This window comes from Micromonospora sp. NPDC048898 (assembly GCF_043198035.1).
In the GTDB taxonomy this organism is placed as follows: Bacteria; Actinomycetota; Actinomycetes; order Mycobacteriales; family Micromonosporaceae; genus Micromonospora.
The window spans coordinates 667,053-680,360 of sequence record NZ_JBICUF010000001.1 but is presented as its reverse complement, the minus strand read 5'-3'; the positions used below and the strand labels follow the sequence as shown (position 1 = coordinate 680,360).

Here is a 13,308-nt window from a genome sequence, read left to right as displayed (position 1 = left end):
ATGACAGAGCAGGGCAGGCAGTATCTGGTGTTCGGCGCGACCGGTGGCCAGGGTGGCGCGGTCGTCCGGACCCTCGCCGAACGGGGCCATCCGGTGCGCGGTTTCGCTCGTCGCGGCGCCGAGCGGGCCGACTCGGGGGTCAGCCTGGTCGCCGGCGACCTGGCCGACCCGGCCGCCGTGCGCGAGGCGTTCGCGGGCGTCACCCACGCCGCGGTGACCCTGCCCCTGGTGTACGACACACCGACGGTCGCCGACTACGCCCGCAACATCGCGGACGCCGCCCGGCAGGCCGGCGTGCAGCAGCTCGTCTACAACACCAACACCTGCATCCCGGACGACACGACGCCGTACCCGGCGTACGAGACCCGACGGATCGCCGCAGAGATCCTGGCGGACAGCGGCGTGCCTACGGTCGTGCTGTGCCCCCCGGTGTACCTGGAAAACCTCTTCAACCCCGGGGTGGGTGGGGCGCTGGCCAACCAGAACGTGCTGGCGTACCCCTTGCCCGCGGACCGGCGGGTGGCCTGGCTGTCCCACGACGACCTGGCGGCGGCGATGGTGGCGGCACTGGACCGTCCGGACCTGGTCGGCAGGTCCGTGCAGTTCGGCGGCGGCGACGTCGTGACCGGCCCCGAACTGGCCGCGATCTTCTCCACCGTGCTCGGCCGACAGATCAACTACCTGCCGCTGGAGGTCGACGCCTTCCAGGAAGGGCTGGCCTTCGCGTTGGGCGCCGAGGCGGCCACCGGCGTCGCCGGCATCTACCGCTGGGTCGGTCAGGATGCCGGTCGTGACCTGTTCGACCTGGACCCGGCGACGCTGCCGAAGGCCCTGAACGTGACGCCGACGCCGATCGCCGAATGGGTCACGGCGCGGCCGTGGCAGCAGTTCGCCTAAGAGGAGCAGGCGGAACTTCCCTGAGGGCGGTCACCCCCGGGCAACCTGGCCAGCCGACACAGCAGTCCGCCGGCCGGGCCCCGGGGGTGACGGCCACCGCTCGCAACGGCGCGGCGGGTCCACCGCACGACCTTCGCGGCAAGGAGCTCGACACATGTGGTCAGCACGACGACAGGCGGGGGAGCCGATCGCGGTGATCGGCGCAGGGTGCCGCCTTCCCGGCGCGCACGGCCTGCCGCAGCTCTGGCAACACCTGGTTGACGGTCGGGACCTGATCACGGAGGTCCCGCCGGACCGGTTCTCGGTCGACGACTACGTCGCACCGTTTCCCCCGCCCCCAGGCATGACGACCAGTCGCTGGGGTGGCTTCGTGGACGGCGTCGCCGAGTTCGACGCCGAGTTCTTCGGCATCGACGACGACGCGGCCGCCAGCCTTGACCCGCAGCAACGGCTGTTGCTGATGACCGCGTGGGAGGCGCTGGAGGACGCCGGACAACTGCCCGAACACCTCGCGGGCAGCCGGACGGCGGTGTTCGTGGGCCAGAGCCAGGCTGACTACTGGGATCTCCAGAGCTCGCGACCGGACCGCCTCGGGTTGCTCTCCGCCCTCGGCGGCCAGCAGCGCGGCATGGCGGCCGGCCGGCTCTCGTACACCTTCGACCTGCGCGGACCCAGTGTGACAGTCGACGCCGCCCAGGCGTCCTCGGGTGCGGCGGTTCACCTGGCGGCGCAGAGCCTACGGTCGGGCGAGAGCACGATGGCTGTCGTCGCCGGGATCAACCTGGTGCTGGCGCCCACGCCAGCGGTGCTGTTCGGGCAGGCGGGGGTGCTGGCCGCCGACGGGCGGTGCAAGTTCGGCGACCGATCCGCGGACGGGTTCGTCCGTAGCGACGGTGTCGTGGTGGTGGTCCTCAAGCCGCTGTCCGCCGCCCTCGCCGACGGTGATCGGGTACGCGCCGTGCTGCTGGGCAGCGCGGTGAGCAACGACGGTCGTGCCAAGCCCGAGCTGACCGCGCCCTCGGTGACCGGTCAGGCCATGGCCATGAGGTCGGCGTACGCCACCGCCGGCGTCTCCCCGGGGGATGTCGACTACGTCGAGGCGCACGGGACCGGGACCCGCATCGACGCGGCCGAACTCGCCGCGATGACCGAGGTGCTCGCCGAGGGGCGCCCCGCCGGACGGCCCTGCCTGGTGGGGTCCGTCAAGACGAACCTCGGCCACACCGAGGCCGCCGCCGCCCTGACTGGCCTCGTCAAGGCGGTGCTCTGCCTGGAGCACCAGCTCGTACCACCCAGCCTGCACTGCGCCCGCCCCCGGACGGACGTCGATTGGGCTCGGGTACCGCTGGTCGTGCCCGACGTCGCGACCCCGCTGCCCGACCGTGGTCGACCGGCGATCGTGGCCGTCAACGGGCAGAGCATGCCCGGCACGAACGTCCACCTGGTGCTCGCCCAGGCGGCGGTGGCCCCGGAGCCGGGCGGAGCCGGGACCGGCCGGTCGTCCGGAGTGCCCGAGGCGGGCCGGGACCACTATCCGCTGGTGCTCACCGCCCGCTCGCCGGCCGGGCTGACCGAGCTGATCCACAGCTACCTGGCCTTCCTGGCGCCCGACGGCGCGGGCGCCGCACTCGACCTGCGGGACATCTGCTACAGCACCAACGTCCGGCGTCGGCGCTACCCGCACCGGGTGGTCGTGCGTGGCCGTTCCCACGACGACATGATCCGGGAACTCCGCGCGGTGCTGTCGGGCGAACCGCCGGAGACCGTGCTGACCCCGCGCGACATCGGGCCATCGGGCCGGCTGGTGCCGTTGCCGATCCGGCCCTGGCAGACCACCCGGCACTGGCTGGACTGGGTGGGGCCGCCGAGCCCAAGAACCGCGGTCGGCACCTGATCGGCGGCAGCGCTGCCGTCACCGCCGCACCGGACCACCTCATCGTCTTCCCGCCACTTTTGCGCACGTCGTGCCGCCATGACGCGCGCCCTCCCGCCACCCACCCACCGTCCCTCACAGATCAGGAAGTGAGCAATGCCAAACGCAACGATCACCGACCTGTCCAGCCTGGCCCGGATCGAGAACGTCCGGCTCCTCGACCCCCTCAACGCCGATCCGGCCTGCTTCCGCCTCCGCGCCATGAACGCGCAGGCCGACGTGCCAGCGATAGCCGGTGCCCTGCGCGCCCTGATACCCGGCCTGGACGAGGTCGCCACGTACTCGGTGGACGAGTGCCTCGCGGCGATGCGCGACCTCGGCATGTTCCTGGGCTCCCTCAAGCGACACGGTGTCGAGCCGCTGTCGGTCGTGCCGGAAGCCACAGTGGTGCTGGAGGAGTTGGGCCGGCGCACCGACATGGTGCCCCGCGACACCGTGCACCACTACACCACCTGGAACCCCCTGGGGCACCGCCAGCGGATGTACACCGGCGACCCGCAGGAGGGGTTCCTCCAGGAGTCGGTGCGGATGGTCTTTCCCGGCCTGCGTACCGGCCTCATCACCTGCGACGTCCTGGCCGACACCGCGCCGACGGACCCGGAGTTCGCGCCGCTGCTGGACGATTTGAACCTCCGGCTCACGGCGATGGTGGACTCGATCGACCTCGTGCTGCGACACGTCAGCCCGGTCTTCTTCGCCCGGGTACTCCGCCCGTACTTCGAGGAGATCACCGTCTCGGGCCGGGAACTGCTCGGCCCGGCCGCCGCGCAGGTGCCACTCTGGCTCGTCGACCAGGTCATCTGGGCGGCGGACCGCAGCGAGCCCGATTACGAGGAGTTCATCCGCCACTCGGTTCCCTTCAGCCTGCCGCGCTGGCGGGCCTACTACACCCGGTGGACCGAGCGGAGGTCGGTGGTGAGCCGCCTCGTCGACGCCTTCGGCGGGGTCGACGGCGCGGGGACCGGCAACGTATCCCCGGTGCTACGCCGCGGCGCGGAGGCACTGGCCCGGGTGTTGCGTACGGTGGTGGTGTTCCGGGGTCGCCACCTCGGCATCGCCCGTCAGGCGTACCAGGCAGACCTGCGGCTCTATCCGGTCGGCAGCGGCGGCGCCAGCGTCGAACTGCTCCGGCAGATCATTGATCTGACCCGGCAGAACGCCAGTCTGGTCCAGGCCCGGCGGTCCGACCCGCCGACCGAGTCGCACAGGGTTCGACCGGAGGGCACGATTCCCCGGCAGCGCTGGCAGGGCGGGGTGGCCCTGTGAGGGTCCTGGTCGCCGGTGCCGGCATTGGTGGGCTCACCCTGGCGCTGAGCCTGCACGCGGCGGGGATCCGTGACGTCCGGGTGCTCGAGGCGGCCCCGGAGATCCGACCTCTCGGGGTCGGTCTGAACATCCTGCCCAACGCGGTGCGCGAACTCGCCGAGCTGGGTTTGTTGGACGACCTGACGGCGGTCGCGGTCTGCACCGGGGAACTGTCCTACTACAACCGGTTCGGTTCGTTGATCTGGAACGAGCCGCGCGGGCGATCCGCCGGCTACCGCTGGCCGCAGCTGTCGATCCACCGGGGTCGGTTGCAGATGGTGCTGCTCGAGGAGGTACGCCGACGTCTCGGTGACGCGACGATCGTCACCGACGCGCGGGTACGGGACTTCGACATCCGGCCAGACGGTTCGGTGCGGACCGTGGTGGGCCAGCCCGGCGTTGGAGGCGTCAGCGAGTTCGAGGCTGACGTCATGGTCGGTGCGGACGGCATCAACTCGGCGGTACGCGCGGCGCTCTACCCCGGCGAGGGCGAGCCGCCGTGGAACGGACTGCTCGTGTGGCGGGGGTCGGCCTGGCGGGCGCCCATCCTCAACGGGAAGACGATGATCATCGCGGGGGACGAACGCCGCCGGGCCGTGGTGTACCCGATGTCCCGAGCGGCTGGCCCCGGGCAGCCGGTCCTGATGAACTGGGCGCTGGCCCGACCGGCTGCCGAGCAGGACAGGCCGGCCCGTGCCGACTGGAACCGGGTGGTCGAACCGGATTCCTTCCTGGCCGACTTCGCCGACCTCCGCTTCGACTGGCTGGACGTGCCGGAGCTGGTCCGGGCCGGCGGGGAGGCGTTCCTCTATCCCATGGTGGACCGAGATCCACTACCCCGGTGGAGCTTCGGGCCGGTCACGTTGCTCGGCGACGCCGCGCACGCCATGTACCCGATGGGTTCCAACGGTGCGACCCAGTCCATCGTGGACGCACGGGTGCTGGCGTACTGCCTGGCTCTGCACGCCGACCCGGTCACCGCCCTGAGCGAGTACGAGCGCCTGCGTCGACCGGTCACCACGGACCTTCAGGAGCGCAACCGGCAGCTCGGGCCGGAGCTCGTCATCAGCCTGGCGGCTCAGCGGGCCCCGGACGGCTTCGTCGACGTGCACGACGTGATCCCGGCCACCGAGTTGGCCGAGATCTCCCAGCGGTACGCCCGCCTGGGCGGGTTCGACGTTGCCACCGTCAACGACCGGCCGTCCCACGACGTGCCGGTCGCCGCCCGGGGAGTACGGCCGTGAGAGTCGACAGTTACCTCGACGTCTCCTGCCCCTGGTGCTATGTCACCAAGCGGCACCTCGATGCGGCTGTGCGGGAGTTCGGCGATCCCACGGTGCGGGTCGTGCGGCATCCGTACCAGATCGACGGCGAACATCCCGCCACGCCGATGCCGATGCTCACCTGGCTGGCCGGAAAGTACGGCGCGGCAAAGGCGACCCGGATGAGCAGCGAGGTCACCGCGTACGGGCGCGGCATGGGTATCGCCTTCGCGAACGAGTCCGGCTACGCGGTCAACACCCTGGCCGCGCACCGACTGCTCTGGCTCGCCGGGCGGGAGTACGGCGAAGAGGTCCAGGGGCGGCTCGAGGAACTGCTCTTCGCGGGGTACTTCGTCGACGCCGTCGACGTCTCCGACCCCGAGGTGCTCGTGGAACGGGCCGGTCGGGCGGGGATGGCGCCGCAGCGGGTGGCCTGCTTCCTCGATGCCGGCGACGGCGTGGACGAGGTCCGGGAGCTGGTCCGGCAAGCCCGACAGGAGACCGCCGTCGTGCCCCTGATCGTCGTCGATGGCCGGATCCGGCTCGACGGCGTGCACGAACGTGACCGCCTGCTGGCGGCGTTGCGACAGATCGCGGAAGAAAGGTGACTCAGATGGAAGTGACTCGTCGTGGAGTGCTGGGTGGTTCGGCGGTGCTGGGTGGTGTGGTGACCGCGGCGCTCGTCGGCGCCGCACCCGCACCGGCGGCCAGGCCGGGGTCGGTGGCCGGTGACGCGCTACTGACCGTACGGCCCGGCGACCCGCAGTACGCCGACCTGGTGCGCGGTGTCAACCAGCGGTGGGTGGGCCGACCCGGGCAGGTGGTGGTGGCCACCTCGACCTCCGACGTCGTACGGGCGGTCCAGCAGGCCGCGCGTTCGGGACGGCGCCTGTCGGTCCGCAGCGGCGGCCACTGCTTCGAGAACTTCGTCAGTGATCCCGCCGTCGAGGTCCTGCTGGACCTGGCGGGGCTCGACGAGATCGGCTTCGACCCGGCCCGGCGGGCCTTCGTGGTGGGCGCGGGTGCCCGGTTGGAGGAGGTCAACCGCCGGCTGTTCACCGGTTGGGGCGTGGCGTTGCCGGCTGGCTCGTGCCCGAGCGTCGGCGTCGGTGGGCACATCGCCGGCGGCGGTTACGGTCCGCTCAGCCGCCTGTTCGGGCTCACCGTCGATCACCTCTACGCGGTCGAGGTGGTGGTGGCCGACCGGTCCGGGTCGGCACGGGCGGTGCTCGCCACCCGCGAGGCCGACGACCCGAACCGGGAGTTGTGGTGGGCACACACCGGCGGTGGCGGCGGCAACTTCGGCGTGGTGACGCGGTACTGGTTCCGTTCACCCGGCGCGGACACCTCGGATCCCCGCCGACTGCTGCCCCGGCCACCGGCCGAGCTGCTGGTCAACACCGTGATCTGGCCGTGGGAGGCGATGGACCGGGCGGCGTTCACCCGGCTGCTGCTCAACTACAGCCGCTGGTACGCGGCGCGCAACCGGCCCGGCCGGGTGGAGAACCACCTCTACAGCCATCTGATCACGTTCCACCGCTCCGGTGGCGCTGTCGTGCTCAACACCCAGGTGTCCGGGCAGGCTCCGGACGCTGACGGACTGCTCGACGAGTTCCTGGAGGCGATCGGGGACGGGGTGGGCGTGGCCATGCAGAGCACCGTCCGGCGCCGGCTGCCCTGGCTGCTCGGAACCCAGTGGTCCGGTTTCGCCGACCGGCCGGTCGGACGCCGGATCAAGGGAAAGTCGGCGCTGCACCGGAGCGCGCTCACCGAGGCCCAGGCGGCGGCCATCCACCGCGCGCTGGTCTCCACCGACTACACGCATCCCGGCAGCGGGGTGCTGATCGCTCCCTACGGCGGTCAGGTCAGCGCCGTAACCGGGTCCGCCACCGCGAGTTCGCACCGCGACGCCGCGCTGATACTGCTGTACCTGAGCGAGTGGGACAACGAGGCCGAGGATGCGACCCACCTCCGCTTCCTGCGCGAGTTCTACCGGGACGTCTACGCCAGCACCGGAGGTGTGCCGGTACGCGACGGCAGCACCGCGGGGGCGTACATCAACTATCCGGACGTCGACCTGCGCGATCCGGCGTGGAACAGCTCGGGTACCTCGTGGCAGGAGCTGTACTACGGCGAGAACTACAAGCGGTTGCGGCGGGTCAAGAGTCAGTGGGACCCGCAGCGACTGTTCCACCACCAGCTCTCGGTGGAGCCGGCCCGATGAAGGAGATGTCCCGATGAGCGTGTTGCAGGAGATCGTCCGCGGGGTGCGCGCTGATCTGGCGGAACGGGAGGCGCTCGTCGAACTGGCCGACCTCCAGGCGGCGGCAGCCACGGCCGCCCCGCCGCTGGACGTGGTGGCCGCGCTGCGCGGCGACGCGGTACGGGTGATCGCCGAGATCAAGCGGCGCAGCCCGGCCAGGGGCCCGCTGGCCGCGATCGAGGACCCGGCCGGGCTCGCCGAGGCGTACGTGGCCGGGGGCGCCGCCGCGGTGAGCGTCCTCACCGAACCGCGCCGGTTCGGTGGTTCCCTGGCGGACCTGAGCGCGGTCCGTGCCGCGGTGCGGGTGCCGGTGCTCCGCAAGGACTTCATCGTCTCGCCCTACCAGCTCTGGGAGGCTCGAGCCCACGGGGCCGACCTGGTGCTGTTGATCGTCGCCGCGCTCGGCCAGGCCGAGTTGGAGTCGCTGCTGCGGCAGGCGACCAAGCTGGGCATGACCACCCTCGTCGAGGCGCACGACGCCGAAGAGGTGCGCCGGGCGGTCGACGCCGGCGCGCGGGTGGTCGGCATCAACGCCCGGGATCTCCACACACTGCGGGTTGACCGGGGCGTGTTCGCGACGATGGCCGCCCTGGTGCCCGACGACGTGGTCCGGGTCGCCGAGTCGGGGGTGCGGGTTCCGGCCGATGTCAGTGCCTACCGGGATGCCGGTGCGGCGGCCGTGCTGGTCGGTGAGACGCTGGTGACCAGCGCGGACCCACGCGGGTCGGTCGCCGCTCTGGTGGCGGCGGGCCGGCGGTCGGCGGGAGTGGCCCGATGACCCCGCCGTGGGCGGCGCCGCCGCAGGCGTACGTGGCGCTGGTGGCCGAGGCGCTCGACGGCGCTGACCTGTCCGACGGCGGGGACGGCCACTTCGGCCGTTTCGGTGGGCAGTTCATGCCGGAGGCGCTGATGGGGGCGCTGGCCGAGGTGGCCGAGGCGTATCACCAGGCCCGTAAGGATCCGGACTTCCACGCCGAGTTCGCAGCGCTGTTGACCGGCTTCGCGGGGCGGCCGAGTCCGCTGACCGAGGCGCCCCGGTTCGCCGAGGGTGCCGGCGCGCGGATCCTGCTCAAGCGCGAGGATCTCAATCACACCGGCTCGCACAAAATCAACAACGTGTTGGGTCAGGCGCTGCTGACCCGTCGAATGGGCAAGCGCCGGGTGATCGCCGAGACCGGCGCCGGCCAGCACGGCGTCGCGACCGCCACCGCGGCGGCACTGTTCGGCCTCGAGTGCGTCGTCTACATGGGCGAGGAGGACATCCGCCGGCAGGCGCTCAACGTCGCCCGGATGCGGGTGCTCGGCGCGCAGGTCGTTCCGGTGGCGGTGGGTAGCCGTACGCTCAAGGATGCCCTGAACGAGGCCATCCGGGACTGGGTGACCAACGTGGACACCACGCACTACGTCCTCGGCACGGCGGCGGGCCCGCACCCGTTCCCGGCGCTGGTCCGCGACTTCCACCGGGTGATCGGGCTGGAAGCTCGCGCCCAGGTAGCCGCCCTCGGTCTGGCCTCCCCGACGGCCGTGGCGGCGTGCGTCGGTGGTGGCTCGAACGCGATCGGCGCGTTCCACGCGTTCGTGCCCGACAGCCGGGTGCGCCTGTACGGCTTCGAGGCCGGTGGTCGCGGCGTGACGACCGACCGGCACGCCGCCTCGATCACCGGAGGCTCGGTGGGCGTGCTGCACGGCGCTCGCACCTACCTGCTCCAGGACCGGTACGGACAGACCAGGGAGAGCCACTCCATCTCCGCCGGGCTGGACTACCCGGCGGTCGGCCCGGAACACGCCTGGCTGCACGACACCGGTCGGGTGCGGTATGAGCCGGTGGACGACGACGAGGCGATGCGGGCCTTCGCGCGGCTGAGCCGTACCGAGGGCATCATCCCGGCGATCGAGTCGGCGCACGCGCTGGCCGGGGCGCTCCGGATCGCGCCCACGCTGCCCACCGGTCCGAACGACGCCCAACCGGTGATCGTCGTCTGCCTCTCCGGACGAGGGGACAAGGACATGCACACCGCCATCGAGCACCTGGGGCTGGAAGGGGACGACCGTGGGTGACGCAGACGCGTCGGAGACCAGGCTGAGCCGTGTCCTGCGTGACGCACGGGCGGCCGGGCGGGGAGCGCTGATCGGCTATCTGCCGGTCGGGTTTCCCACAGTCGCCGACTCGATAGCGGCCATGGAGGCGATGGTCGCCGCGGGCGTCGACGTGATCGAGGTCGGTCTGCCCTACAGCGACCCGGTCATGGACGGGCCGGTCATCCAACATGCCGTGGATGTCGCACTGGCTAACGGAACTGTCACGCCGCACGTCTTCGAGGCCGTCGAGGCGGTCACCGCCGCCGGAGCGGCCGCGGTCTGCATGACCTACTGGAACCCGGTCGAGCGCTACGGCGTCGGCCGGTTCTCCGAGGAACTGGCCGCCGCCGGCGGCTGCGGGCTGATCATCCCGGATCTCATTCCCGAGGAGGCGGACCGTAGCGGCTGGACCGCGGCAAGCGACGCCCACCAGCTCGACCGGATCTACCTGGTCGCCCAGTCCTCGACCACCGAGCGGCTCAGCCGGACGGCAGCGGCCAGCCGGGGCTTCGTCTACGCGGCGGCGTTGATGGGTGTCACCGGCACCGGCGGCGCCAAGGCGGAGGCGGCGCAGCGGCTCGTCGGCCGGGTACGACAGGTCACCGACCTACCCGTCTGCGTCGGGCTGGGGGTGTCCACCGGGGAGCAGGCGGCCCGAATCGCCGCCTACGCCGACGGCGTGATCGTCGGCGCCGGGTTCGTCCGCCAGCTGATCGACAACGAGGACCAGGCCGCCCGGCTCGACGGGGTCCGTGGCTTCGCCGCGCGGTTGGCCGACAGTATCCGGGATGCTCGTGTGCCCGCTTGACCTGCTGGCAGGACCGACCGCCGACGCACGGCGGTCGGTCCTGCCGCTGAACCCGGTCGGCGTCGGCATCCGACAGTGCCGGCACCTCGGCTCTGCCCGTCCGGCCGCCGGCCCATGCCGGAACCCGTGCCGCCCGGCCTACCTACAGAGCGGCGACGGTGCCGTCCGGAACCCGCACGGCACTCGTGGCCAGCGCACCGCCGACCTCTCGCCAGCGATCGAGCAGCCGACGGGCGGCACCGGAGTCGATGGCCTCCGCGGCGAGCCGCACACCGGTCGCCAGCCGGGCGGTGACCGACTCGTCGGTCGGCCGGGCCGCCGCGATCCCGGCCGCCGCCGCGAGGAGCACCGCATCGCGTACCGGGCCGGCCGCACCGGCCAGCACCTCGCCCACGACCCGCGCGCTGTCCTGTGGCCCGGTGGTGCGCAGCGCCGCCAGCGGGGAGTAGCCGATACCGATCTCGCGAGGATCGAAGACCTCCTCGCGCACCGTCCGGTCATGCACCGCCCAGACCCGGGACGTCGTGGTCACTGTCAATTCGTCCAGCCCGTCGTCACCACGGAACACCAGTGCGCTCGCGCCGCCACCGGCCAACACCTGGGCGACCAGTGGGGCGGCCCGCACGTCGGCGACGCCGACTGCGTGGGCGGTCGGGCGGGCCGGATTGGACAGGGGCCCGAGCAGATTGAACACGGTGGGGACTCCCAGCTCCCGGCGGACGGGAGCGGCGTGCCGCATCGCCGGATGGAACACGGGCGCGAAACAGAACCCGATACCCACCTGATCGACCAGGGTGGCCACCTCGGCGGCCGAGAGCGGCAGCGGCACCCCGAGGTGTTCCAGGACATCGGCGGAGCCGCTCGACGACGACACCGACCGGTTGCCGTGTTTGACCACCCGGATCCCGGCGCCGGCGACCACGATCGACGCCATCGTGGATATGTTCACCGTCTGGGCGCCGTCCCCGCCGGTGCCGACGATGTCGACGGTCGGGCCCGCGACGGGCACCGGCACCGCGTGCGCGTACATCGCCCGCAGCAGCCCCTCGACCTCGGCGACGGTCTCACCCTTGGCGCGCAACGCCATGAGGAAGGCGGCCAGCCGGGCCGGCCCGACCGCACCCCGCATGACTTCGTCCATCGCCCACTCGGTGTCCGTCGCGGTCAGATCCTCACGCCGCAGCAGGGCGCTCAACAAAACGGGCCAGCGCCGATCGGTCTCGGTCATCGGTTCCCCTCTCAGATCCTCCTGCCCACTGTCGGATCGGAGGTCGCGCCGTGCCAGACCACCCCGACGTCGAACGGCCGGTCCACTTCGCCCGTCGAGAGAGTGGTGTGATGACCTGGCGGTTGTTCATCCACGTCGACCGAAACTCCGGCACCCCGTTGACCGCGCAGATCCACGACGCCATCCAGCGAGAGATCACCGCCGGGTCGCTGCGGCCGGCCACCCGACTGCCGTCCAGCCGGCAACTCGCCGCCGACCTGGAGGTTTCCCGCAGTGTCGTGGTGGAGGCGTACGACCGGCTGATAGCCGAGGGCTACCTGGAGGCGGTACGAGGCTCGGGCACCCGCGTCGCCCGGCACATCACGCCGGTGCCGGCCGGGCCCGAGCCGGTGGAGCATGCCGCGGCGCAGCTCGTCCGGTTCGACCTCCGGCCGGATGCGGGCAACGCGGTCCACTTCCCGCACCGCGACTGGCTGGCCGCGTACGACCGGGCGATCCGGTCGGTCCGCCTGCCCGACCTGGACCGGCCACCCCCCTTCGGCGTCCCGGCCCTGCGCACGGAACTCGCGGGCTATCTGGGCCGGGTCGTCGGGGTCCGTGCCTGCCCCGGGCAGACACTTGTCACCGCGGGCTTCTCGGCGGCGCTGCGACTGTTGAGCATCTCGCTGCGCCGGATCGGGATCGACCAGCTCGGCGTGGAGGACCCGGGTCACCCCCGGCACCGGGGCATCGCCGCCCGGTTCGGCCAGCGCCTGTACCCGGTGCCCGTCGACGCCAGCGGCATCAACGTGCGGGCGCTCGCCCGCAGCGGGGTGCGGGCGGTGCTGACGACCCCCGCCCACCAGTTCCCGACCGGGGTCACGATGACCCGGGACCGCCGGGACCAGTTGCTGCGCTGGGCACACGACACCGGCGCGTGGATCATCGAGCTGGACCATGACGGTGATCTGTGGATGGAACCCCGGCCCCGCCCCCTGGCCCTGCAACGCGAGTCGCCCGACCGGGTCATCTACGCCGGCACGGCCAGCACGATTCTGGGCCCGGGGCTGCGGGTGGGCTGGCTGTGCGTCCCGCCCACCCTGTCGTCCGTCCTCGACCGGGTCGGCTCGGAACGTGAGTTCGCCGGCGACAGCCTGACCCAGTTGGCCTTCGCCGAGTTCATCCGCAGCGGGCTACTGGACCGCCACGCCCGACGTATGCGGGCCCGCTGCCGGGTTCGACGTGAAGCGCTCACCCAGGCCGTCGGCCGTCACCTGCCCGAGGCCCGCATGAGCGGGTCGGCGGCCGGGCTGTACGCGTACCTGAGACTGCCCGCGCACATCGACGAGGCCGCGTTGGTGAACGGCGCGGCCCGACGCTCGGTGCTGGTCGCCGGCGGCCGGTCCTTCGCCACGGCGGAGCCCTCGCCGACCGCGGCTCTGGTGGTCGGGTACGCCGCTCTGCCCAGGTCGGGGTTGTTCGAGGCGATCCGGGCCGTGGGGGAGACGGCCGCGGAGCTGCCCGGCCGGCCCTGCCTGCGCCACAGCGCCTGAC

Annotated in this window: 11 protein-coding genes; 10 read left to right on the top strand and 1 reads right to left on the bottom strand. The window is 72.2% G+C overall.

The features are described 5' to 3' along the window. The 9 genes from ACGFIQ_RS03210 (at position 1) to trpA (ending at position 10,547) form a co-directional block, all read left to right on the top strand. Positions 1-897, top strand: coding sequence for an SDR family oxidoreductase (locus tag ACGFIQ_RS03210; protein ID WP_393238390.1), 897 nt, complete (start codon positions 1-3; stop codon positions 895-897). Positions 898-1,051: 154 nt separating this feature from the next. Next, positions 1,052-2,791, top strand: a complete 1,740-nt coding sequence (locus ACGFIQ_RS03205; protein ID WP_393238387.1) for a beta-ketoacyl synthase N-terminal-like domain-containing protein — start codon at positions 1,052-1,054, stop codon at positions 2,789-2,791. Between the two features lie 135 nt (positions 2,792-2,926). Next, a complete protein-coding gene (locus ACGFIQ_RS03200) occupies positions 2,927-4,096 on the top strand; it encodes a monodechloroaminopyrrolnitrin synthase PrnB family protein (protein ID WP_393238384.1) in 1,170 nt (389 codons plus the stop codon). Then, entirely contained in the window at positions 4,093-5,379 is a 1,287-nt protein-coding gene (locus tag ACGFIQ_RS03195) for a flavin-dependent oxidoreductase (RefSeq protein WP_393238381.1), read from the top strand. The genes ACGFIQ_RS03200 and ACGFIQ_RS03195 overlap by 4 nt, the downstream gene beginning before the upstream one ends. After that, positions 5,376-6,005: a DsbA family protein gene (locus ACGFIQ_RS03190; protein WP_393238378.1), complete on the top strand. Its 630-nt coding sequence runs from the start codon at positions 5,376-5,378 to the stop codon at positions 6,003-6,005. Before ACGFIQ_RS03195 ends, ACGFIQ_RS03190 begins: the two co-directional genes overlap by 4 nt. A gap of 5 nt (positions 6,006-6,010) precedes the next feature. Then, positions 6,011-7,621, top strand: a complete 1,611-nt coding sequence (locus ACGFIQ_RS03185; RefSeq protein ID WP_393238375.1) for an FAD-binding oxidoreductase — start codon at positions 6,011-6,013, stop codon at positions 7,619-7,621. A gap of 13 nt (positions 7,622-7,634) precedes the next feature. Then, positions 7,635-8,438 carry an indole-3-glycerol phosphate synthase TrpC gene (gene trpC / locus ACGFIQ_RS03180; RefSeq protein ID WP_393238372.1) on the top strand — a complete coding sequence of 268 codons (804 nt, stop codon included), beginning with the start codon at positions 7,635-7,637 and terminating at the stop codon, positions 8,436-8,438. A 116-nt stretch (positions 8,439-8,554) separates the two neighbouring features. Continuing rightward, positions 8,555-9,718: a tryptophan synthase subunit beta gene (gene trpB / locus ACGFIQ_RS03175; protein ID WP_393240329.1), complete on the top strand. Its 1,164-nt coding sequence runs from the start codon at positions 8,555-8,557 to the stop codon at positions 9,716-9,718. Beyond that, positions 9,711-10,547, top strand: a complete 837-nt coding sequence (gene trpA, locus ACGFIQ_RS03170; protein ID WP_393238369.1) for a tryptophan synthase subunit alpha — start codon at positions 9,711-9,713, stop codon at positions 10,545-10,547. The genes trpB and trpA overlap by 8 nt, the downstream gene beginning before the upstream one ends. Positions 10,548-10,689: 142 nt before the next feature. On the opposite strand, the gene trpD is transcribed toward trpA, so the two are convergent. Then, complete coding sequence (gene trpD / locus ACGFIQ_RS03165) at positions 10,690-11,775, bottom strand: anthranilate phosphoribosyltransferase (protein ID WP_393238367.1); 1,086 nt, start codon at positions 11,773-11,775, stop codon at positions 10,690-10,692. Positions 11,776-11,885: 110 nt separating this feature from the next. Here trpD and ACGFIQ_RS03160 point away from each other — a divergent pair, with 110 nt between their 5' ends. Further along, a complete protein-coding gene (locus ACGFIQ_RS03160) occupies positions 11,886-13,307 on the top strand; it encodes a PLP-dependent aminotransferase family protein (protein WP_393238365.1) in 1,422 nt (473 codons plus the stop codon). Position 13,308: the final 1 nt, after the last annotated feature.